Below are 20,913 nucleotides of genomic sequence, written 5' to 3'. Positions count from 1 at the left end.
CAGCCATGCGAACCTCCGGGCGCCAGCGGCGCTACAAGCTCAAATCCGAAATCAACGTGGTGCCGTACATCGACGTGATGCTGGTGCTGCTGATCATCTTCATGGTCACCACGCCGATGATGAACTCCAGCGTCGACGTGCAGCTGCCGCAGGCCAACGCCAAGTCGCTGCAGCAGAAGAAGGACCCGGTGCTGGTCTCGGTGCTGCAGGACGGCCAGCTCTACCTGACCCTGAGCGGGGCGAAAAAGGAGCTGGTCGACGCCGACACGCTCAAGCTCAAGGTGGGCGCGTTCGTGCGCGAGAACCCCGAGGTCAGCGTGCTGGTGGGCGGCGATGAGCGCGGCAGCTACGGCGGCGTGTTCAAGGTGCTGGCCGATCTGCAGCAGGCCGGCGTGGCCAAGGTCGGCCTGATGGGCCAGCCGGGCGAGCCGGCCGGCCAGGTCAAGAGCGCGGGCGATGGACGAAAGTAAGGCGACGCCGAAGGCGGTCGTACTTTCCGCCATCCTGCACATCGGCATCGTGGGGTTCCTGTTCCTCGCGGTGCTGCCGTGTTCGAGCTACGAGAACGTGTTCAACGCGCTGCACCTGCCGGCGTGGATGAACCCGATCACCTGCTCGAAGCCGCTGGAGCTGCAGGGCCCGATCATCGAGGCCACCCTGATCGGTCCTACCGGCAGCCCGCCGCCGAAGGCGGTGAAGGCCAAGCCGGTACCCGATTCCACCCCGCCACCGCCGACCGTGCCGCCGCCGACGCCGCCCAAGATCGAGGCGCCGGAGGTGAAGACCCTGCCGCCGCCGCCCAAGCAGCCCGACCTCAAGGACCAGGAGCGGGTGGTGGAAGAGGCCGCGCTGAAGGCCGAAGAAGCCAAGCAGCTGCAGGAAGAAAAACAGCGCCAGCGGCAGGCCGAGCTGGATGCGCAGGCGGCCAAGCAGAAGCAGGAAAAGCAGAAGCAGATCGATGAGCTGTTCGCCAAGATGGACGCGGCCGCCCAGCAGACCCGCAAGCTCGACAACCGAGCGAAGCAGGCCAAGCAGCAGCTGGAGGACCTGAAGAACGCCCAGGACAACGGCGCTCCCGACCTGCCCAACGCGGCGCAGCGCCAGACCGGCAACAACAGCCCGAACAGCAACCTCGCCGACGAATATGCAGCGGCCATTCAGAATGCGGTCACGCCGAACTGGTTAAGGCCGGATAACATACCGGCAGTTCCGTGTCAGGTTCATATCGTGCAGTCGCCCGGCGGCGACGTGATGAGCGCCACCGTCGATTCCAGCTGCCCGTACGACGAGGCCGGCCGGCGTTCGGTCGAGAATGCGGTGCTGCGTACCAAGACCTTGCCCTACAAGGGTTTTGAAAGCGTGTTCCAGCGCAACCTCACCTTCACCTTCAGGCCGCAATGATCAAATCCATGCGCAAATTCAGCCCAAGCTTCGCCGTCATCCTGCTGGCCGCGGTGGCGTTGTTCGCCGGCCCGGCCGCCGCCCAGTCGCTGAATGTCGACATCGTCGGCGGGGTCAAGACCGCCACCCCGATCGTGGTGGTGCCGTTCGCGCAGGCTGGCGGCACGCCGCTGTCGACCGACGTCGCCGACGTGATGCGCAACGATTTCAACCGCTCCGGTAAGTTCCGTTCGCTGGCCAAGAGCGACATCGTGGAGTTCCCGGCCAAGGGCTCGGACATCAAGTTCGCCACCTGGCGCCTGCTCAAGCAGGACTACATCGTGGTCGGCAACATCACCGACGCCGGCAACGGCATGGTGCAGGTCGAGTACGAACTGTGGGACGTCAACAAGCAGCAGAGCCTGCTGCACCAGCAGATGCCGCCGGCCCCGGTGGGCGACCTGCGCGGCGTGGCGCACCAGATCGCGGACATCATCTACGAGAAGATCACCGGCGTGCGCGGCGCGTTCTGGACCCGCATGGCGTACATCACCGCGGTGGGCCTGGGCAACCACACCACCTATTCGCTGATCGTGGCCGATTCGGACGGCTACAACCCGCAGGTGGTGGCGCGCTCGAAGGAGTCGCTGCTGTCGCCGGCCTGGTCGCCGGACGGCCGCAAGATTGCCTACGTCTCGTTCGAAAGCGGCAATTCGTCGATCTACGTCCAGGACATCACTACCGGTTCGCGTCAGCTGGTGGCCGCCCACCCGCGGGGCGTCAATGGCGCGCCGGCCTGGTCGCCGGACGGCAGCAAGCTGGCGGTGGCGCTGTCTTATGTCGGCAACCTCGAGGTCTTCGTGCTGGACCTGGCCAGTCGCCGCGAAACCCGGTTGACCAACAGCCTGGCGATCGACACCGAGCCGGTCTGGGCGCCGGATGGCCAGAGCATCTATTTCACCTCCGACCGTTCCGGCCGGCCGCAGATCTACCAGGTCCCGGCCAGCGGCGGCACCCCGCAGCGGATCACCTTCCAGGGCCAGAGCAATCTGAACTCCGACGTGAGCTACGACGGCAAGCAGATCGCCATGGTGCAGGGCAACGGGAACGTGTATCGTATTGCCATCATGGATCGCAGCCTGGGTGACCAGGTGCGTTTCCTCTCGCCGGGCCCGATCGACGAGTCCCCGAGTTTTGCTCCGAATGCCAGCATGCTGCTGTATGCCGCTACCGAAGGACGTCGCGGCGTGCTGTATGCCGTATCGGCTGACGGACTGGTTCGCCAGCGCCTCGTGCTTTCCGATGGCGACGTGCGCGAACCCGCCTGGGGGCCGTACCGGCAACGTTGATTTTTTTATGCTGCTGCACGCGAGTGCGGCGGCGTGATGCCCAGGGATTGGGCCCGGACAGCGCCTTCGTGGCGCGTTTCGGTTTCCGGCTGTGGCGCCTTGCGGCGCCAGAAGCCAGTCAGGGCGATGGTGCAGAATCACGCACTGTCGATCTTTCAAGCGTCAAAATAACAGCCGGCCAACCGGCGTCAGCTGTCCCGTAACCCTAGTCGTCATCGTTTGTCGGAACTCAACTCGTAAGGAACGTCACCATGAATAAGACCGTTCGCGTCGCCCTGGTTGCCCTGCTCTGCGTAGGCGCGGCCGCTTGCTCCAAGAAGCAGGAAGTCAAACCCCAGCCCGCCCCGGAGCAGGCCGCTCCGACCGAAGCTCCCGTGTCCAACGGCAAGTACACCCCCGCCGACCTCGATACCGATGCCTGCCTGCGTCAGCGCGTCGTGTACTTCGACTTCGACAAGACCGAGATCAAGCCGGAGTTCCAGCAGATCATGGCTTGCCACGCCAAGTACCTGCAGGATCGCCCGACCTCGCACATCCGTCTCGAAGGCAATGCCGACGAGCGCGGTTCGCGCGAGTACAACCTCGGCCTCGGCGAGCGCCGCGGCAACGCCGTCTCCGACGCGCTGCAGGCCAACGGTGGCTCGGCCAGCCAGCTCGAAGTGATCAGCTACGGCAAGGAAAAGCCGGTTTGCCGTGAGCACAACGAGGATTGCTGGAGCAAGAACCGCCGCGTCGAGATCGTCTACACGGCGCAGTAATGATGAAGCGACTGGCTAACAGCTTTGCAGCCAGGTTCGGCATGGCGGGCGCGATCGCGTCCGCCATGCTGTTCGCGTTCCCGGCTTTCGCGCAGGACTCGCGGTTGAGCCTCGCCGATCGCGTCGCGCGGCTGGAACAGCAGGCACAGAACAAGGACCAGTCCGGCACCGGCCTGGTCAACCAGATGCAGCAGCTGCAGGCACAGGTGCAACAGTTGCAGGGGCAGGTCGAGGAACTGCAGCACCAGTTGCAGACGCTCGAGGACAAGAACAAGGCCCAGTACGCCGACCTCGACGCCCGTCTGGGGCGCCTGGAAGGCAGCGGTGCGGGCACGGCTGCTGCAGCCGGCAACAACCCGCAGGCGCAAGCCGGCGCCCCGGCTGCTGCCGCCGGCGCTGCTGCCGTTGCCGCCAGCAACCCGGCGGCCAGCCAGCCGGCTGCAGCGGCCAGCAGCAGCGCCGCTGCCGGCGATCCGGCCGCGGCCCAGGCTGCCTACGACGTGGCCTTCAAGGCGATCCGCGCGGGCAATTACGTGGAGGCCTCGCGCGCGTTCCGCAGCTTCATCCAGCAGTACCCGAACCATGCACTGGCGCCGAACGCCTGGTACTGGCTCGGCGAGTCGTACTACGCCACCACCAACTATCCGGTCGCGCTGGAATCGTTCCAGCAACTGCTCAGCCAGTTCCCGCAGAGCGACAAGGCGCCCGACGCCCTGCTCAAGGTCGGCTACAGCCAGCTGGAACTCAAGCAGACCGCGGCGGCGAAGGCCACGCTGACGCAGGTCACCACCAAATACCCGGGCACCAAGGTGGCCAGCCTGGCCCAGGAACGCCTGCAGCGCCTGCAACTGCAGTCGGGCAACTGAGCGGGTAGTGATATGAGCGGCAATGACGCGCGCGAGGCGTCCGGCACGCCTGCCGCGGCCGTTGCCGAGCGCCTGCGCATCACCGAGATCTTCCATTCGATCCAGGGCGAGGCCGATGCGATCGGCTGGCGCACCGTGTTCGTGCGCCTCACCGGCTGCCCGTTGCGCTGCGTCTGGTGCGATACCGAGTATTCGTTCCACGGTGGCAACTGGCACGCGATCGACGACATCCTTGCCGAGGTCGCCACGCACGGCGCGAAGCACGTCTGCGTGACCGGCGGCGAGCCGCTGGCGCAGAAGCGCTGCCTGATTCTGCTGCGCAGGCTGTGCGACGCCGGTTACGAGGTTTCGCTGGAGACCTCCGGCGCGCTGGACGTCTCCGCGGTCGATCCGCGCGTGCGCAAGGTGATGGACCTGAAGGCGCCGGGTTCGGGCGAGAGCGGGCGCAACCTGTGGTCGAATCTCGAGCACCTGTCGCCGCAGGACCAGATCAAGATCGTGATCGCCAGCCGCGAGGACTACGACTGGGCTTGTGCCCGGCTGGTCGAACACCGCCTCGTCGAGCGCTGCATGGTGCTGTTCTCGCCGGTGTGGGGCAAGGTCGAGCCGCGCGAGCTGGCCGAATGGATCATCGCCGACAAGCTGCCCGTGCGTTTCCAACTGCAGCTGCACAAGCTGCTGTGGAACGACGCGCGGGGGAAATAGGCGAGAAGTGAGTGGAGAGGAACGAGAAGTGAGCGGAAAGCGCACTCTCACCTTTCACCCGTCTCCACGCACTCCTGTTCTACGCGCCGCGGCCTGTGCCACCGCTTGCGCCTTCCGGCCGGTGACCGGCCGTACCCCAGTGGATGAAACCCATGTCTGAAACACTTCCCCGCAAGGCCGTCGTGCTGGTTTCCGGCGGCATGGACTCGGCCGTCACCGTCGCCATCGCCCGCGAGCAGGGCTACCAGGTGCACGCGCTGAGCGTGGCCTACGGCCAGCGCCACAGTTCGGAGCTGGCAGCATCCGATCGTGTGGCGAAGATGCTCGGCGCGGTCGAGCACAAGACCGTCGGCATCGATCTGCGCAGCATCGGCGGCTCCGCGCTGACCGCCGACATCGACGTACCGCTGGATACCGGCGACGACAGCGACATCCCGGTGACCTACGTGCCGGCGCGCAACACCATCATGCTGTCGATCGCGCTGGGCTGGGCCGAGGTGCTCGGTTCCAGCGACATCTGGTGCGGCGTCAACGCGGTCGACTACTCGGGCTATCCGGACTGCCGGCCTGCCTTCATCGAGGCGTTCGAACAACTGGCCAACGTCGCCACCAAGGCCGGCGTGGAAGGCGCCGGCATCCGCATCCACGCGCCGCTGATGCGCATGAGCAAGGCCGACATCGCGCGCGAGGGCCAGCGTCTCGGCGTGGACTTTTCGGCCACGGTCAGCTGCTACCAAGCCGACAGCGACGGCCGCGCCTGCGGCCATTGCGACGCCTGCCGGTTGCGTGCGCAGGGTTTCCGCGAAGCGGGCCTGGTCGACCCTACGCGCTATGCGTGAGTGCTCGGGTGCGCTTGCTTGTGCCGCTGCCGCCCAGCCCGTAAAATTGTCCGCTTGAGTTTTGCCATGACGGGTCGTTAGCTCAGCTGGTAGAGCAGTAGACTTTTAATCTATTGGTCCCGGGTTCGAGTCCCGGACGACCCACCAGTTTCCATGGCGCCCGACCGGGCGCTTTTTTTGTCCCGACGACAGCTGCGCGAGGCTTCAGCCGCCGTCGCGGGCGGCAGTCCATGCCGACATCATCGCGCGACGCAGCTGTTGCGGCGAAACCGGCTTGTACAGCAGCGGGATCTTCGCTGCGATGATGTCGTGCAGATGGTCGATGCGGGTCTCGCCGGTGACCAGCAGGCGGGCGAACGGTGTGCCGCCGTCGCGCAGGTAATGCCGGTCGAGCGCGGCCAGCACGTCGAGGCCGCGTTGGCCGCCGCGCAGATGCAGGTCGCAGACGACGATGTCGGGCGGCCCCGGCCAGTTTTCGGTGGCCTCCAGCGCCTGCTGCCGGTCCTCGGCCACCTCCACCTCGCAACCCCAGTTGCGCAACAGGAAGCGGATGCCGGAAAGGATGGCCGGGTCGTCGTCCACCACCAGTACACGTCTGCCGGCCAGGTCGGCGGAGGCGTCTTCGTCGGGTTCGGGCAAGTCCGCTTGCGCGGCGGCGGTCGGCAGCAGGAAATGGAACACGCTGCCCCGGTCGAGCCGGGATTTCACCAGGACCTCGGTGTCGAGCAACTCCGCCAGTCGCTGTACGGTCGCCAGGCCCAGGCCCAGGCCCGAGTGCGAGCCGTCGTCGAGCCCGGCGTCGGGCTGGTCGTCGATGCGGTAGAACTCGTCGAACACGCTGGGCAGGTGTTCCGGTGCGATGCCGCGGCCGGTGTCCCACACCTCGATGCGCACCTGTCCGTCGCCGCCACGGCGGGCGCCCACCAGCGCGCCGCCGTGGCGGGTGAAGCGCAGGGCGTTGCTGACCAGGTTGTTGAGGATGCGGGTGAGCATGGTGCGGTCGCTGCGCACCCACAGCCGGGTGGGGTGGGCGGCCAGCCGCAGCCCGCGTTGCTCGGCGACCATGTCGAAATTGCGGCTGACCTCGGCGAAGACCCGGTCGAGCGGGAACTCGCTGATCTCGACCTGCACCGAGCCGGTTTCCAGCCGCGACAGGTCGAGCAGCTCGCCGAACAGGTGGTCGAGCGACTGCACGCATTCCTGGAGATGGGCGATCCGGTCCAGCTTTTGTGGATCGTATTCGTCCACCGCCAGCGCAGAGGAGAACAGGGTCAGCGCATACAGCGGCTGGCGCAGGTCGTGCGAAGCCGCGGCCAGGAAGCGCGACCTGGCCTGGCTGGCCGCTTCCAGCGCGGCATTCTTGCGGGCCAGCTCCTGCGTGGCCCGCTCGATCTGCTGCTGCATCCCGCGCTGTATGTCGCGCAGCGCCGCCGCCGCATGGTTGAAACCGTGCTGCAGCTCGCCGATCTCGGTGCGGTCGGTCACTTCCACCGTCACCAGACGGTCGCCCTGGCCCAACTGGCGCACGGCACCGGCCAGGTGGCGCAGCGGCGCGCTGATCCGGCGCGCGGCCTGCCAGCCGACCATGCCGGCGACGAGCAGGCTCAGCGCAAGGACGACCAGTGCGTAGCGCAGGCTGTCGCGTTGCGCGGCGATTGCGTCATGCAGGCTCACGTCCACCAGTACGGAACCGAGGACAACTTCTCCCGGTGAATCGTGATCGACCACGTCGTGCATCACGGTCAGGGTTTCTCGCGGGGTACCGCCCGCATCGGGTTCGCGGCGGTCAGCCAGGATCTGGCCGGCGCTGGTGCGTATCTGCACGCGCGTCACGTGCCGCAACTCGGCGACCGAATCGGCGATGCGCACCAGTTCGCGCAACTGCATCGCGCGCAGTGGCTGCAGGCTGATCGAGGCCGCCTGGGTGGCGATGGCCTCGGCGTTGTCGTGCGCCACCTGGTGCAGGTTGGCCAGTTGGCGCTGGGTCAGCAGGGTCACCAGCAGCGCGGCGGTGACCAGGGCGGGAACCAGCGCCACGAAGGCCAGGCGCTGCGTCAGCGTCGTGCGCTGCCACAGGCGTGAAGTCCAGGAGTTGGTCGCCATGCCCATCCGCCCCGTGCTTCTCCCGCACCATCGCGCGTGGGCGCATTCGGCCAGGCCCGATCAGCGCCCACAGTGTGCCCGGGGTGCTCCGGGCACGGCGCAACACTAGCGCGAAACGGATGAATTGACAGCGGTCCGCGTGTGCCTCAGCCGAGCCGCCGGTGGTCCCGGCGATGGCGTCGGGTGATGCGTTCGACCAGCAGCGGCAGCAGGGCGAGCAGGGCGATCGCGCCCAGCGGCAGCAGTACTTCGCGGTGCATGAACAGGCCGATGCCGAAGCTGCTGCCCTGGCTCATGGCGATGGCGTCGCCGAGGCCGGCGCCGATCGAGGTTTCGAAGACCAGCGAGACGGTGCCGCCCAGCCAGCTGGCGCCGAGGAACAGCCACAGCGGGCAACGCAGCCATGCCAGGCAAATGGTGACCAAACCGAACGGCGCCACCGGCACGAAGCGCAGGAACAGGGTGTAGCTCACCGGGTGGCGTTCGAAGCCGTGACGCAGCTTTGCCACGATCGCCGGCGGCTGCCGGCTGCCGACACCGAACGCGTAGCGGCTGGCCAGGTACAGCACCAGCGAGCCCAGGGTCAAGCCGATCGACGAACACACGGTGGCGTCGACCACGCCGAAGGCGAAGCCGCCGGCCAGGATCACCACGATGGTGCCGGGGATGCCGGTGGCTACGGTCAGCGTCAGCAGCCCGATGAAGGCCAACCGGCTCAGCCACGGGTGACTGGCGATCTGCGCGTGCAGTTCGGCCTGGTGTGCCACCAGTCGCTGCGGAGCCAACTGGTGCAACGAACCGGAGGCGAACAGCACGATGCCGGCCAGCACCAGCAGGATCAGCGGCAGCGCGGCGCGCCAGCGGTTCAATATGGCTGGCCGCTGGCGCCGTACGCGGCCAGCACCTCGCGCGCCTGCTCGCGCAGGATGTCGCGGCGTACCGCGATGTTGCGACGCTGCAGTTCACCGACCCAGTCAGCCGGCAGCGGGCCCTCGTCGAACTCGGTGAGTTCCTCGACGTCCTCGGAGCGCGCGCCGATCAGCAACTCGTCGATGCCGGCCCACACGGTGGCGCCATAGCATTGGCAGCACGGTTGCGAGCTGCTGGCCAGCACGTAATGGCCGCCGTCCTCGTTCATCCGGTGCCGGTTCAGGCGTTGCTGCGCGATCATGATCGTCATCATCTCGGCGTGCGCCACCGAACAGTTCTGCGGCAGCACGCGGTTGACGCCGACCGCGACCAGCCGCCCGCTGTGGCTGTTGAACACGGCCGCGCCGAACGGTCCGCCGCCACCGCGATCCACGTTGTGCCGCGACAGCTCGATCGCCAGGCCCACGCGCTCCTCGTCGCTGTGGTAGCGCCGGTTGGTGTCGGCGACGTCACCGATCCACGGCGGCAACGTGAGATGGATTTGCAGCGGCAGCATGCCTTCGCTCCGTTTACTGGCCGGCCGGCCTGGCCCAGACGTCGCGCAGGGTCACCGTGCGGTTGAACACCGGGGCGTCGGCGCGGTGGTCGACACGGTCGGCGACGAAGTAGCCGAGCCGCTCGAACTGGAAGCGCTGCTCCGGCGCGACGCCGGCGGCGGCCGGCTCCAGCCAGCCCTGCACCACGCGCTTGGCCGCGGGGTTGACGTGGTCGAGCCAGCTCTTGCCGCCCTCCTCGCTGTCCGGCGCGGGTACGCTGAACAGGCGGTCGTACAGGCGCACCTCGGCGGCCACCGCGTGCTTCGCGCTGACCCAGTGGATGGTGCCCTTCACCTTGCGGTCGGCGCCGGGCAGGCCATGGCGGGTTTCCGGGTCGAGCGTGCAGCGCAGCTCGACCACGTGGCCGTCGGCGTCCTTGACGACCTCGACGCACTTCACGATGCCGACGCCGCGCAGGCGCACCTCGCCCTCCGGCTTCAGCCGGTGGAAACCCTTCGGCGGTACTTCGGCGAAATCCTCGTGCTCGATCCACAGCTCGCGCGCGAACGGCACTTCGCGCGTGCCAAAGCTTTCGTCCTTGGGATGGTTCGGGAAGGTCAGCGTTTCCTCGTGGCCTTCCGGCAGGTTGGTGATCACCAGCTTCAGCGGGTCGAGCACGGCCATCCGGCGTGCCGCGGTGGCGTCCAGATCCTCGCGGATGCAGTTTTCCAGCACGGCGTAGTCGATCACGCTGTTCTGCTTGGAGACCCCCACGCGTTCGACCAGCAGGCGCAACCCGGCCGGGGTGAAGCCGCGCCGGCGCAGGCCGCGCAGGGTGTTCATGCGCGGGTCGTCCCAGCCGTCCACATGATGCTCGCCGACCAGCTGCGCCAGCTTGCGCTTGCTGGTGATGCAGTAGCTGAGATTGAGTCGCGAGAACTCGATCTGGCGCGGCTTGGCCGGTTTCGCCTCCAGGCCGGCGGCGACCACCGACTGCCACAGCTCGGGGTGGTTCGGCAGGTCGACGTTGTCCACGCACCAGTCGTACAGCGGACGGTGGTCCTCGAACTCCAGCGTGCACAGCGAATGGGTGATGCCTTCCATTGCGTCGGACAGCGCGTGCGCGATGTCGTACATCGGGTAGATCGGCCAGGCGTCGCCGGTGTTCTGGTGGGCGATCTTGCGGATGCGGTACAGCGCCGGGTCGCGCAGGTTGATGTTGCCGGAGGCCATGTCGATCTTCGCGCGCAGCGTCTTGCTGCCGTCGGCGAACTCGCCGGCACGCATGCGCTTGAACAGGTCAAGGTTCTCCGCCACCGAACGTTCGCGGTACGGCGAGTTGCGGCCCGGCTCGGTCAGGGTGCCGCGGTATTCGCGCATCTCGTCGGCGGAAAGGTCGTCCACGTAGGCCAGGCCGTCCTCGATCAGCTTGAGCGCGGCGCGGTAGAACACGTCGAAATAGTCCGAGGCGTGGCGCAGCTCGTGCCACTCGTAGCCCAGCCAGCGCACGTCGTCCTTGATGCCCTGCACGAACTCCGGGTCTTCCTTGCCCGGATTGGTGTCGTCCAGGCGCAGGTTGCACCAGCCGCCGAACTCCTTGGCGATGCCGAAGCTCAGGCAGATCGCCTTGGCGTGGCCGATGTGCAGGTAGCCGTTCGGCTCCGGCGGGAAGCGGGTGTGGATGGCCACGTGCTTGCCCGAGGCGAGGTCGTCGCGCACGATCTGCCGGATGAAATCCTGGGGCGCGGTGGCCGTCGGGGCGGCAGGTGCGGCGGGATGATCGGTCGACATCGGCTGGGACTCGCAAAGCAGTGGCGGAAACGTGCAAGTTTACCCTGTCGCCGCCGCGGCCGCCGGGAGCCTTGCCCCGCGCGCCGGGGCGGGTTAGCGTGCGGGGCATGCACACCGTCTACCGCGCCGAAAACCTGTTCGATGCCCATCTGGTCAAGGATGCGCTGGAAGCGGGCGGCATTCCGGCGTTCATTGCCGGCGAGTACCTCACCGGCGGGGTCGGCCAGCTGCCGGCAATGGATTACATCGCGGTGATGGTGCCCGAATCGGGCCTGGCCGAGGCCGGCGGCATCGTGCGCGAGGTCGAGGCCCGGCTGGTCGAGGCGCGGCAGGCGATCGGCGACGAACTGCCGGACGATCCGCTGGCCGCGCCCTGCTGAGCGGCGCTGCTCGGCGCGCCTTGGCGGCTGACCCAACCCGAGGAAAACCGATGCAGGATTTCGCCGCACTGATCCGCGCCGTAGCGGATTTCCCCACGCCCGGCGTGATGTTCCGCGACGTCACCCCGCTGCTTGCCGATGCCGGCAGCTTCGCCCGCTGCATCGACGCACTGGCCGAGCCGTGGCAGGGCAGCGGCGTGCAGGCGGTGTGCGGGATCGAGGCGCGCGGCTTCATCTTCGGCGCCGCGCTGGCGCAGAAACTGCACGCCGGCTTCGTGCCGCTGCGCAAGCCCGGCAAGCTGCCGCCGCCGGTGGTGAGCGTGGACTACCAGCTGGAATACGGCAGCGACCAGCTGCAGGTGCAGCACGATGCGTTCCGGCCCGGCGAGCGCGTGCTGCTGGCTGACGACGTGCTGGCCACCGGCGGCACGCTGGCGGCGGCCGCGGCCCTGGTCGGCAAGCTGGGCGCCGCGCTGCTCGGCGCCAGCGTGGTGATCGAGCTGCCGGCGCTGCAGGGGCGCAACCGCTGGCCGGCGGACAAGCCGCTGCACAGCCTGCTGCGTTACTGAGCCCGGTGGTTCACGGCGCCGCGGCGTCGACCCTTTCGACATAGACCAGCTCGCACGCACCCGCTCCGGTGTCGTTGCGGGTCAGCGAGGTGTTCCAGTGCCAGCCGCCCGGACGGCTGGCGTCGACCAGGAAGCCTTCGATGCGCATCAGTTGGCCGGGACGAATCTGTTCAAGCTGGCGTTTCACGTCGTCGTCGGCGGGGATCATGTGCATGTTCGCGCTGGAAGTCTCGATCTCGCGACGCGGGATCGGGAAGGACTCGACGTGCCAGTAGTAGAAGCGGTTGGACTGGCGGATGTCGATCTGCGCCAGCACGGCGCTGTCGGACATGCGGCCCCAGCCGAGTGAGAGATCGAGCGGAACCAGTTCGCCGTCAGCGCCCGACGAATAGTCCTTGCGCGACAGCACGCGGGCGGTGATGTCGAAGTGGGCGCGGGTGGTCAGCGTGACGTCGCCGCGCTGCAGCTGCGCGCCGTGGCCGAGGTCGACCTGCACCGGCGCCTCGGCGGCAAGCACGCCGGGTTCGGGCTGCAGCGGACGATGCTGGCGCTGCCGCATTACGCCCAGCAGCACCAGCAGCAGGAGCGCCGCGACCAGGAGCTTGCGCATGCTCAGGCGAAATCCGCCGCTAGCATGCAACGCTGTTCGGGCGTCAGCGTCGTTTCGACCGGCATCGCAGGCAGCGTCGAGGTCAGCGTGACCGCGGCGCCGGCGCGCCAGTCCGCGATCATCGCGGGGCCGAGTTCGAAGCGCAGGAAATGCACCGCGGCGGTCTTCTCGTCGTTGCTGCGCTCCATGTCCTCGTCGGCGATGGCGGTGACTGGCGCGTGGCCGTGCACGCGCAGCGCGATAGCGTGCTCGATATGGCGCAGGCGCACCAGTTCGCGCTTGCGCTGCTCGACGTCGGCGTACTCGATGAGCATCGTGGCCTTGAGGTTGCTGCCGTCGGGGATCAGCGGATTGTAGGCGTCCAGCTCGTCCTGGATGCCGGCCGCCTCGAAGATGCGCTCGACGCGCAGCATCTCCTGCACCTGGTACTGCACGCTCAGGCGGTCCTCGAAGATCAGCGTGAGGTGTTCGCCGAGATGCACCGTGCGCTGCTGCTTGTGCGCCATCGCGCGGGCGCGGAATTCGGCGCGTTGCTGCGCGTAGTTTTCGAGGCTGAGCAGGTCGGCGCGGGTGAGTTTGTGCATGGGAGCTCAGAGGTGAGTGGCAAGAGGCAACGCAGGGTGGGCACTGTCCGCCGGCTTTTCGATCTGCCGATGAGCCGGGGAAGAGCGGCGGGCAGTGCCCGCCCTACGCGGGTGGTTCATTTCCCCATCGGCCGTTCAAATGCCATAGGCCTTGCGCAGCAGGCTCAACGGATGCTCCGCCGCCGGCTTGTCGTCGAGGCCGTGGGCGATGTGGCCGCCGGCCATCGGGCAGTCGCTGGTGAAGTGATCGGGGTTGGCCTGCTCGACGCGATTCTCCACCGGCTTGGCCAGCTTGCGCGAGAGTGCGTAGGTCTTGTGCTTGACGCCGTACGTGCCGTCGTGGCCGGAACAGCGCTCGATGGTGGTGATCTCGGTGCCCGGTACCAGTTGCAGGATCTCGCGCGTCTTCGGGCCGATCTTCTGCACGCGCTGGTGGCACGGCACCTGCCAGGCGACCTTGCCCAGTGAAGCCTTGAAGTCGGTCCTGAGCAGGCCGGCCTTGTGCCGTTCGGCGAGGTATTCGAACGGGTCGAAGAAGTGGTCGCGCACCAGCGCCACGTCGGCATCGTCGGGAAACATCAGCGGCAGCTCCTGCTTGAACATCAGCACGCAGGACGGGATTGCCGCAGTGAAATCCCAGCCTTCGCGCGCCATCCTTGCCAGCACCGGGATGTTGCGCTCCTTGTACTTCGTCACCGTCTTCAGGTCGCCCAGTTCCAGCTTGGGCATGCCGCAGCAGCTTTCCTGTTCGACCAGCCGGGTCGGGATCGCGTTGTGCTGCAGCACCGCAGCGAGGTCCTCGACCACCACCGGGTCGGAGTGGTCGCAATAGCAGGTGGCAAACAGCGCGACCTTGCCGCGCGTGCGACCGGCAGGGACCGCTTCGCCGCTGCCGTCGAGGTCGCGCAGGCGCTTGCGCGCGGTGGGCGCGTGGTACTCGGGCACGCGCGCCTTCGCGTCGACGCCCAGGGTCTTTTCCAGCAGCTGGCGCGCGGCCGGGTTGCGGTTGGCGGCGTTCACCACCTGCACCACCACCGGGATCGAGGCGAGCTTGCCCACGGCGCGCGTGCTGGACAGGACCTTCGAAGACAGCGGCGCGCCGTCACGCTCGAACGCCACCGCCTTGGCGCGCAGCATCAGGTGCGGGAAATCCACGTTCCACGGGTGCGGCGGCGTGTACGGACACTTGGTCTGGTAGCACAGGTCGCACAGGTAGCACTGCTCGGTGACCTTCGGGTAGTCGGCCTTGTCGACGCCGTCGATTTCCATCGTGGCCGAGGCGTCGACCAGGTCGAACAGGGTGGGGAAGGCGTGGCACAGGCTGACGCAGCGGCGGCAGCCGTGGCAGATGTTGAACACGCGCTCCATCTCCGCTTCCAGCGCGGCGGCGTCCCAGAAGGCCGGTTCGTGCTGGCCCAGCGGATGGCGCGTGGGCGCGTCGAGGTTGCCTTCGCGCGTTTCGTGGATGGGGTCCATCGGCGTCTCCCGCGTGGCGAACGGCGAACAACCGTCATCCCGGCCTTGGCCGGGATGACGGGCGAGCTCAGGCCATGTCGCCCAGCGCCTTGGTGAAGCGGTTCGCGTGCGAACGTTCGGCCTTGGCCAGGGTCTCGAACCAGTCGGCGATCTCGGTGAAGCCTTCCTCGCGCGCGGCCTTGGCCATGCCCGGGTACATGTCGGTGTACTCGTGGGTCTCGCCGGCGATGGCACTTTTCAGGTTCAGCTGGGTGCCGCCGAAGGGCAGGCCGGTGGCCGGATCGCCCACCGCTTCGAGGTATTCCAGGTGGCCGTGGGCGTGGCCGGTCTCGCCTTCGGCAGTGGAGCGGAATACCGCGGAGACGTCGTTGTAGCCCTCGACGTCGGCCTTGGCGGCGAAATACAGGTAGCGGCGGTTGGCCATAGACTCGCCGGCGAAGGCGTCTTTCAGGTTCTGCTCGGTCTTGGAGCCTTTCAGGTTGCTCATGACATCACCTCGTGGCGTTGGGCTGGGAGGGAAATGCGCGTGCGTCCTTCACGGTCGTGACCGGCCGAGCCTAGCGCGCGATGGGCCGCTGAGGAAATTGATTGTCTGGATCGGGCAGATAGTCCGCGGCTATCGGGGCGCGGCCTTGCGCGCGGCGCGCACGGGCTTCGCCGGCAGCGCGGGGGTGGCCGCGGTGTGCGGGTTCAGCAGATCGGTCGGCAACTGCCGGAACACCGCCGCCAGCCGCTTCAGGAATCCGGCCATCGCCGAGCTCTTGCGCCAGACCATGGCGACGCGTCGGCTCGGCGGCTGGCCCTTGAACTCGATCAAGTGCAGGCTTTCCAGCGGCGCCACCGGCGGCTTCACTGCGGTCACCGGCAGCAGGGTGATGCCGACGTTCGCCGCCACCATCTGCCGCAGCGTTTCCAGGCTGGTGGCACGGAAGCCGCTGCGCTCGACGGCGCCGGCGAGATGGCACACCTCCAGCGCCTGGTCGCGCAGGCAGTGGCCGTCCTCCAGCAACAGCAGGTTCTGGTTGGACAGGTCGGCCAGTTTCAGCTGGCCCTGCTTGTGCGCCAGCGGATGCGCTTCCGACACCGCCAGCAGAAAGGGTTCCTCGAACAGGAACTCGGTATGCAGGCTGTCCTCGTGCAGCGGCAGGGCGAGGATGCCGGCGTCCAGCTTGCCCTCGCGCAGCAGGCGCAGCACCGCTTCGGTCTTTTCCTCGACCAGCAGCAGTTCCAGCTTGGGGAACGCCTGGCGCACCAGCGGCAACGCATGCGGCAGCAGGTACGGACCCAGGGTGGGGAAGATGCCCAGCCGCACCGTGCCGGACTCCGGGTCCAGCGTGCGCCGGGCCACGCTGCGGATCTGCTCGACCCCGTTGAGCACGTCGCGCGCGCGGATGGCGATGTCGCGGCCGACCTCGGTCAGCAGCACCTTGCGCGGGGTGCGCTCGACCAGCGGCACGCCCAGTTCCTCCTCGAGCTTCTTGATCTGGGTGGACAGGGTGGGCTGGCTGACGAAGCAGGCATCCGCGGCGCGGCCGAAATGCCGGTGTTCGGCCAGGGCCACCAGGTACTGGAGATCGCGCAGGTTCATGGATCGTCCCGGCTTGGCAATAGCCATACGCTATGGTTGGGATGGTAACAATCAATTGGAGCAATGCAAGGCAAGGATCCTATCCTGTGCCCACGTTGTGCTCGTGACACCCCGCGCGTCGGAGCTCTCCTCCCTCTCCCCCGCAGGCGCGCGGGCTTCCCCGGCCGGTGACGAAGCTTGCTTCGTCGCCGGTTTTTTTTTGGTTCCTTCCGCAGGTGGCCCCGGCCGTGCCTGCTGCGCGGCGGGCATGCCTTCTGGCACTGGGTCGGAAGTCATGCCGGCTCTAGCGTGGGGCTTTCCCCACGCCAGAGAAAGTTCTCATGCGCCGACTCGCCCGTCCTCTCCTGTTCACTGCGCTGGCCGCCTGCTGCGGCGCGGCGTTCGCCGCCACCGCCGACCAGGTGCCGCAGGGTCGGCTGCCCGGTTGGGCCGTGCCGCAGTCGTACCAGCTGGCGTTCAAGGTCGACCCGGCGCAGCAGGATTTCTCCGGCACCACCACCATCAAGGTGAAGCTGACCCAGGCGTCCGACCACCTGTGGCTGGACGGCGCCGAGTTGAAGGTGTCGAAGGTGACGATCACCGACGCGGCCGGCAAGGTGCACGCCGGCAAGTACGTCAACGCGGATCCGAAGGCCGGCGTGGTGCGGGTGGATTTCGGCAGCACGCTCAAGCCGCAGCAGCTGACTCTGAAGTTCGAGTACACCGCGCCGCTCAACGCGCAGCTGCAGGGCCTGTACAAGGTCACCGCGAAGGGCCAGCCGTATGCGATGACGCAGATGGAACCGATCAGCGCGCGCTTCGCCTTCCCCGGCTTCGACGAACCCGGCTTCAAGACCCCGTTCGACCTCAGCATCACCGTGCCCGACCACGAACACGTGGTGGCGAACACCCAGCAGGTGAAACAGGCGCCGGCCGGCAAGGGCTGGAAGACCGTGACGTTCGCGCAGACGCTGCCGCTGCCGACCTACCTGGTCGCGTTCGCGATCGGTCCGTGGGACATCGTCGCCGGCCCGGACATCTCGCCGACCGCGTATCGCGCCAAGCCGCTGCAGCTGCGCGGCATCGCCGCCAAGGGCGAAGGGCAGCGCATGAAGCACGTGCTGGGCGAAACGCCGAGCATCATCCACGCGCTGGAGAACTACTATGGCTTCGGCTACCCGTTCGACAAGCTGGACCTGCTGGCCGCGCCGGATTTCGAGGCCGGCGCGATGGAGAACCCGGGCCTGGTCACCTTCCGCGACTGGCTGCTGCTGATCGACAAGGATTCGCCGGCGCGCAACGTGCAGGGCTCGTTCAACGTCAACGCGCATGAACTGGCGCACATGTGGACCGGCGACACGGTGACCACCGAGTGGTGGAACGACATCTGGCTCAACGAGGCGTTCGCCACCTGGATGCAGCAGAAAGTGACCATGCAGGTGCACCCGGAATACCGCGCCGACCTCGACCGTGTGCGCGGCGGCCAGGGCGCGATGAACAACGACAGCTTGGTCAGCGCTCGCAGCATCCGTCAGCCGATCACCGGTAACGGCGACATCATGACCGCGTTCGACGGCATCACCTACCAGAAGGGCGCCAGCGTGCTGGGCATGTTCGAGAACTACGTGGGCGAGCCGACCTTCCAGAAGGGCATGCGCGCCTACATCCAGGATCACAAATACGGCAACGCCACCGCCGACGACCTGGTCGATTCCATTGCCGTCGCAGCCGACAAGGGCGACACGTTCAAGCAGGCATTCAAGAGTTTCCTCAACCAGTCCGGTGTGCCGTACGTGGTGACGAAACTGGAACAGAAAAACGGCCAGACCGTGCTGCAGCTGAGTCAGAGCCGTTACCTGCCGCTCGGCAGCAGCGGCGATCCGCAGCGCGTCTGGGGCGTGCCGGTGTGCGTGCGCTATGGCGTGGCCGGTGGCAGCAAGGTCGCCTGCGAGATGCTCGACCAGGCTACCGGCTCGATGGTGCTGCCCGGCGCCAGCACGCCGACCTGGGTGATGCCGAACGCGAACGCCAGCGGCTACTACCGCTTCAGCCTCGACCGGGCCGGCCTGGACGGCCTGGTCAAGCAAGTCGACAAGCTCACCGACGCCGAACAGCTGGCCTACGCCGACGCGGTCAACGCCAGTTTCCGCCACGGCGACCTGGATGCCGGCGACGTGCTGGTCGCGCTGCAGCCGCTGACCGGCTCGAAGATTCGCGAGGTGGCCACCGCGCCGCTGGGCATGCTCGGTGGGCTGTACCAGCGCATTGCCGTCACCGACGCCCAGCGCGCGCGCCTGGCCGCGTGGGCGAAGGCCGCGTACCTGCCGCGGCTGGAACAACTCGGCTACCAGCGCAAGGCCGGCGAATCCGAGGACGACGCCTTGATGCGCAGCAGCCTGGCCAGTGCGTTGGCGTTCGATTTCAAGCTGCCGGAAGTACGCGCGGCCCTGCTCAAGCAGGGCGAGGCGGCGCTGAAGCCGAAGGCGGACGGCCGCCTCGACCTGGCCGCCGCCGATCCCGACCTGCTCGGCGATGCGCTGGGCGTGGCGGTGCAGCAGCACGGCAAGAGCGCGGTCGATGCGCTGATCGCCGAACTGCCGAAGACCAGCGACCCGGCCCTGCGCAACGGCATCCTCGACGGCCTGGCCAGCGTGGAAGACCCGGCGCTGACCGAGCAGGTGCGCAACTTCGCGCTGACCAAGCCGGTGAAGGTCGGCGAGATGGGCATGCTGCTGCGCGGCGGTCGCGACACGCAGGCCCAGCGTGACGCGATGTGGGCGTGGTTCACCGCGCACTACGCGCAGATCCTGGAGCGCACCGGCAGCTTCTCCGGCGGCCGCCTGCCGTCGCTGGCCGCGGGCGGCGGCTGCTCCAGCGCCGAGTACGATCGCCTGCAGGCGTTCTTCAAGACCCGCGAGAAGGACGCCGCCGGCATCGGTCGCGGTCTGGCGCAGACCGGCGAATCGATCCAGCTGTGCAGCGCGCTGAAGGCGAAGCAGGACCCGGCCGCGATCCTGCGCTGAGCAGGCCCGCAGGCCAGGCGGAAAGCCCCGCTGCGGCGGGGCTTTCCGTTGGCCGGTCGTCCGCGCCGCCGCGGCGACCACGCGGGAGCGGGATATTCCGCTCCCGCATCCGGATTTTGCCGGCGCGGCTGTCGTAGCATGGACGGCACAACACAAATCACCGGCATCGCATACAGGGGGGCCTGATGATCGAGCTGGAGATCCAGGGCCTCTCGGAAAACCGGGAGGGCCTGCTGGTCGAGGTCGGGCGGTTCGCCATCGACAACGGATTCACCTTGCTGCGGCAGCGCCTGGTGCAGGATCACCACGGCATCCTGCTGACGATGATCGTGCGCGGGCCGTCACGCAAAAGGCGGGCGCTCGAGGCGGCGCTGGACGCCTGTGAACGCTTCATCAGCGTCAAGGTTTTTCCCTTTGTCGAAGGCGACCCGAAGCCGCATTTCGCGGAGTCGAACAAGCGGGTGGAGCAGGCCGTGCCGGCTATTCCTTCGGCAGCACCTGCGCGCGTCGTGGCGCCTCCCGTGTCGAAAGTGGACGATCAGGCCAAGGTCGTCGAGCCTGTTGTGGCATCCGCCGTTCCGGACGCGCCAGAGCCACGACAGGAACTGCCGCCGGAGCCGGAGTTCGAGTTCATCCTGCCCACGCCGCGGGCACCTGTGCCGACGCCGACCACGCCGGTGGCGGCGGCACCGTTCGTCGAGCTGGTTCCGTTGGAGCCGGACGAGGCGGCCGTCGAGAAGATGCTACGGGAACTGGAATACGACTATCCGCGGATCGTGCCACAGCTGCTCGCGCTGCAGCGCTCGGTCGCCGAAGGCGCGCGCGAGTCGTCGCTCGGGTTGGCGGGGCAGCGCACTGGGGGCTGGGTGTTCGAACGTGAGTACGCCTTGGATGGCAGGCTGGATTTGCACGAGGCGATCGAGCGCATCGGCGTCCCGGCGCTGCGTGCGCTGGTCGAGGTCGATCGGCAGGGTGGCCAGCTGCATATCCACGACAGCCCGCTGTGCACCGAAGACGGCCGTTCCGGCTGCAGCTTTTTCAGCGGTTTCCTGGAAGGACTGCTCGGGCCGGCCATCGTGTCGGGCGGGTTGTCGATCTTTCCGGTTTGTTGCCGGAGTTATGGGGCGGATGAGTGTGTGTTGGCGATTTCGGATTGAGTAGTGTGTTGACCTGCCAGTTTGCGAAAAGCAGAGCAGAGCGGTCGATCGCCTGCGGCGACCGAGTCACTTTTCTCTTGCGTGGCCAAGAGAAAAGTAACCAAAAGAGAAGGCCACCCCGCTTGCGCGCTTTCCGGGCGTCCTGCCCGGAAAGTCCGCGGCCGGGTTCCGGGGTTTGTCGACAGGGCATCCTGCCCTGACGACAAACTGGTTCTCATCCATGCGAACCACCCTGCGGGCTGATCCTCCGCCCGCCCGCCGCTTCAGAGGGGACCCTGGTAGAGCGACGCGCATCCTGCGCGTACTTTTCAGAAGAGCCAGATCAAAAGCACGGCAACGGCATGCGAATG

Annotated in this window: 20 protein-coding genes and 1 tRNA gene; 12 read left to right on the top strand and 9 right to left on the bottom strand. The window is 67.5% G+C overall.

What is annotated here, in order from left to right; translation table 11 throughout:
• Positions 1 to 5: 5 nt before the first annotated feature.
• From tolR to R5H19_RS13710, 8 genes are all read left to right on the top strand, one after another.
• A complete protein-coding gene (gene tolR / locus R5H19_RS13745) occupies positions 6 to 470 on the top strand; it encodes a protein TolR (RefSeq protein WP_318159594.1) in 465 nt (154 codons plus the stop codon).
• Complete coding sequence (locus tag R5H19_RS13740) at positions 457 to 1,401, top strand: cell envelope integrity protein TolA (RefSeq protein ID WP_318159593.1); 945 nt, start codon at positions 457 to 459, stop codon at positions 1,399 to 1,401. Before tolR ends, R5H19_RS13740 begins: the two co-directional genes overlap by 14 nt.
• An 8-nt stretch (positions 1,402 to 1,409) precedes the next feature.
• On the top strand, positions 1,410 to 2,729 hold the full coding sequence (gene tolB, locus R5H19_RS13735; protein WP_318159592.1) for a Tol-Pal system beta propeller repeat protein TolB: 1,320 nt from the start codon (positions 1,410 to 1,412) through the stop codon (positions 2,727 to 2,729).
• Positions 2,730 to 2,980: 251 nt separating this feature from the next.
• A complete protein-coding gene (pal, locus tag R5H19_RS13730) occupies positions 2,981 to 3,487 on the top strand; it encodes a peptidoglycan-associated lipoprotein Pal (protein WP_318159591.1) in 507 nt (168 codons plus the stop codon).
• Positions 3,487 to 4,353 (top strand): tol-pal system protein YbgF, encoded by an 867-nt coding sequence (gene ybgF / locus R5H19_RS13725; protein WP_318159590.1) that lies wholly within the window; start codon positions 3,487 to 3,489, stop codon positions 4,351 to 4,353. The genes pal and ybgF overlap by 1 nt, the downstream gene beginning before the upstream one ends.
• A 12-nt stretch (positions 4,354 to 4,365) precedes the next feature.
• Positions 4,366 to 5,058: a 7-carboxy-7-deazaguanine synthase QueE gene (queE, locus tag R5H19_RS13720; RefSeq protein ID WP_318159589.1), complete on the top strand. Its 693-nt coding sequence runs from the start codon at positions 4,366 to 4,368 to the stop codon at positions 5,056 to 5,058.
• Between the two features lie 152 nt (positions 5,059 to 5,210).
• On the top strand, positions 5,211 to 5,897 hold the full coding sequence (gene queC, locus R5H19_RS13715; protein ID WP_318159588.1) for a 7-cyano-7-deazaguanine synthase QueC: 687 nt from the start codon (positions 5,211 to 5,213) through the stop codon (positions 5,895 to 5,897).
• A 71-nt stretch (positions 5,898 to 5,968) separates the two neighbouring features.
• Positions 5,969 to 6,044: transfer RNA gene (locus R5H19_RS13710), tRNA-Lys, on the top strand.
• A 57-nt stretch (positions 6,045 to 6,101) separates the two neighbouring features.
• Here R5H19_RS13710 and R5H19_RS13705 read toward each other — a convergent pair.
• The 4 genes from R5H19_RS13705 to R5H19_RS13690 form a co-directional block, all read right to left on the bottom strand.
• Positions 6,102 to 8,000 carry a hybrid sensor histidine kinase/response regulator gene (locus tag R5H19_RS13705; RefSeq protein ID WP_318159587.1) on the bottom strand — a complete coding sequence of 633 codons (1,899 nt, stop codon included), beginning with the start codon at positions 7,998 to 8,000 and terminating at the stop codon, positions 6,102 to 6,104.
• A gap of 146 nt (positions 8,001 to 8,146) precedes the next feature.
• Complete coding sequence (locus R5H19_RS13700; protein ID WP_318159586.1) at positions 8,147 to 8,869, bottom strand: VTT domain-containing protein; 723 nt, start codon at positions 8,867 to 8,869, stop codon at positions 8,147 to 8,149.
• On the bottom strand, positions 8,866 to 9,426 hold the full coding sequence (locus tag R5H19_RS13695) for a nucleoside deaminase (RefSeq protein WP_318159585.1): 561 nt from the start codon (positions 9,424 to 9,426) through the stop codon (positions 8,866 to 8,868). Before R5H19_RS13695 ends, R5H19_RS13700 begins: the two co-directional genes overlap by 4 nt.
• 13 nt (positions 9,427 to 9,439) lie before the next feature.
• Positions 9,440 to 11,197 (bottom strand): glutamine--tRNA ligase/YqeY domain fusion protein, encoded by a 1,758-nt coding sequence (locus tag R5H19_RS13690; RefSeq protein ID WP_318159584.1) that lies wholly within the window; start codon positions 11,195 to 11,197, stop codon positions 9,440 to 9,442.
• 107 nt (positions 11,198 to 11,304) lie between these two features.
• Between R5H19_RS13690 and R5H19_RS13685 the strand changes: the two genes are divergently transcribed.
• Together R5H19_RS13685 and R5H19_RS13680 are read left to right on the top strand one after the other, a co-directional pair.
• Positions 11,305 to 11,577, top strand: coding sequence for a DUF2007 domain-containing protein (locus R5H19_RS13685; RefSeq protein WP_318159583.1), 273 nt, complete (start codon positions 11,305 to 11,307; stop codon positions 11,575 to 11,577).
• A gap of 50 nt (positions 11,578 to 11,627) precedes the next feature.
• Positions 11,628 to 12,146, top strand: coding sequence for an adenine phosphoribosyltransferase (locus R5H19_RS13680; protein ID WP_318159582.1), 519 nt, complete (start codon positions 11,628 to 11,630; stop codon positions 12,144 to 12,146).
• A 10-nt stretch (positions 12,147 to 12,156) separates the two neighbouring features.
• On the opposite strand, the gene R5H19_RS13675 is transcribed toward R5H19_RS13680, so the two are convergent.
• From R5H19_RS13675 to R5H19_RS13655, 5 genes are all read right to left on the bottom strand, one after another.
• Entirely contained in the window at positions 12,157 to 12,756 is a 600-nt protein-coding gene (locus R5H19_RS13675; protein ID WP_318159581.1) for a hypothetical protein, read from the bottom strand.
• 2 nt (positions 12,757 to 12,758) lie between these two features.
• Entirely contained in the window at positions 12,759 to 13,340 is a 582-nt protein-coding gene (locus tag R5H19_RS13670; RefSeq protein WP_318159580.1) for a DUF3501 family protein, read from the bottom strand.
• A 135-nt stretch (positions 13,341 to 13,475) separates the two neighbouring features.
• Entirely contained in the window at positions 13,476 to 14,816 is a 1,341-nt protein-coding gene (locus R5H19_RS13665) for a heterodisulfide reductase-related iron-sulfur binding cluster (RefSeq protein ID WP_318159578.1), read from the bottom strand.
• A gap of 67 nt (positions 14,817 to 14,883) precedes the next feature.
• Entirely contained in the window at positions 14,884 to 15,303 is a 420-nt protein-coding gene (locus R5H19_RS13660; protein WP_318159577.1) for a rubrerythrin family protein, read from the bottom strand.
• Between the two features lie 129 nt (positions 15,304 to 15,432).
• Entirely contained in the window at positions 15,433 to 16,404 is a 972-nt protein-coding gene (locus R5H19_RS13655) for a LysR substrate-binding domain-containing protein (protein ID WP_318159576.1), read from the bottom strand.
• A 320-nt stretch (positions 16,405 to 16,724) separates the two neighbouring features.
• Between R5H19_RS13655 and R5H19_RS13650 the strand changes: the two genes are divergently transcribed.
• Together R5H19_RS13650 and R5H19_RS13645 are read left to right on the top strand one after the other, a co-directional pair.
• Positions 16,725 to 19,406, top strand: a complete 2,682-nt coding sequence (locus R5H19_RS13650; RefSeq protein ID WP_318159575.1) for a M1 family metallopeptidase — start codon at positions 16,725 to 16,727, stop codon at positions 19,404 to 19,406.
• A gap of 185 nt (positions 19,407 to 19,591) precedes the next feature.
• Positions 19,592 to 20,563, top strand: coding sequence for a hypothetical protein (locus R5H19_RS13645; RefSeq protein ID WP_318159574.1), 972 nt, complete (start codon positions 19,592 to 19,594; stop codon positions 20,561 to 20,563).
• Positions 20,564 to 20,913: the final 350 nt, after the last annotated feature.

The organism is Rhodanobacter sp. KK11 (genome assembly GCF_033345435.1).
Classification (GTDB): domain Bacteria; phylum Pseudomonadota; class Gammaproteobacteria; order Xanthomonadales; family Rhodanobacteraceae; genus Rhodanobacter.
The sequence above is the reverse complement of the archived record's forward strand: the minus strand, read 5'-3'. Positions and strand labels throughout refer to the sequence as shown.

Bases quoted from the DNA above. Each gene is read 5' to 3' on its own strand.
- tolR (WP_318159594.1), top strand. From the start codon at position 6: ATGCGAACCTCCGGGCGCCAGCGGCGCTACAAGCTCAAATCCGAAATC.
- R5H19_RS13740 (WP_318159593.1), top strand. From the start codon at position 457: ATGGACGAAAGTAAGGCGACGCCGAAGGCGGTCGTACTTTCCGCCATC.
- tolB (WP_318159592.1), top strand. From the start codon at position 1,410: ATGCGCAAATTCAGCCCAAGCTTCGCCGTCATCCTGCTGGCCGCGGTG.
- pal (WP_318159591.1), top strand. From the start codon at position 2,981: ATGAATAAGACCGTTCGCGTCGCCCTGGTTGCCCTGCTCTGCGTAGGC.
- ybgF (WP_318159590.1), top strand. From the start codon at position 3,487: ATGATGAAGCGACTGGCTAACAGCTTTGCAGCCAGGTTCGGCATGGCG.
- queE (WP_318159589.1), top strand. From the start codon at position 4,366: ATGAGCGGCAATGACGCGCGCGAGGCGTCCGGCACGCCTGCCGCGGCC.
- queC (WP_318159588.1), top strand. From the start codon at position 5,211: ATGTCTGAAACACTTCCCCGCAAGGCCGTCGTGCTGGTTTCCGGCGGC.
- R5H19_RS13705 (WP_318159587.1), bottom strand. From the start codon at position 8,000: ATGGCGACCAACTCCTGGACTTCACGCCTGTGGCAGCGCACGACGCTG.
- R5H19_RS13695 (WP_318159585.1), bottom strand. From the start codon at position 9,426: ATGCTGCCGCTGCAAATCCATCTCACGTTGCCGCCGTGGATCGGTGAC.
- R5H19_RS13690 (WP_318159584.1), bottom strand. From the start codon at position 11,197: ATGTCGACCGATCATCCCGCCGCACCTGCCGCCCCGACGGCCACCGCG.
- R5H19_RS13685 (WP_318159583.1), top strand. From the start codon at position 11,305: ATGCACACCGTCTACCGCGCCGAAAACCTGTTCGATGCCCATCTGGTC.
- R5H19_RS13680 (WP_318159582.1), top strand. From the start codon at position 11,628: ATGCAGGATTTCGCCGCACTGATCCGCGCCGTAGCGGATTTCCCCACG.
- R5H19_RS13675 (WP_318159581.1), bottom strand. From the start codon at position 12,756: ATGCGCAAGCTCCTGGTCGCGGCGCTCCTGCTGCTGGTGCTGCTGGGC.
- R5H19_RS13670 (WP_318159580.1), bottom strand. From the start codon at position 13,340: ATGCACAAACTCACCCGCGCCGACCTGCTCAGCCTCGAAAACTACGCG.
- R5H19_RS13665 (WP_318159578.1), bottom strand. From the start codon at position 14,816: ATGGACCCCATCCACGAAACGCGCGAAGGCAACCTCGACGCGCCCACG.
- R5H19_RS13660 (WP_318159577.1), bottom strand. From the start codon at position 15,303: ATGAGCAACCTGAAAGGCTCCAAGACCGAGCAGAACCTGAAAGACGCC.
- R5H19_RS13655 (WP_318159576.1), bottom strand. From the start codon at position 16,404: ATGAACCTGCGCGATCTCCAGTACCTGGTGGCCCTGGCCGAACACCGG.
- R5H19_RS13650 (WP_318159575.1), top strand. From the start codon at position 16,725: ATGCGCCGACTCGCCCGTCCTCTCCTGTTCACTGCGCTGGCCGCCTGC.
- R5H19_RS13645 (WP_318159574.1), top strand. From the start codon at position 19,592: ATGATCGAGCTGGAGATCCAGGGCCTCTCGGAAAACCGGGAGGGCCTG.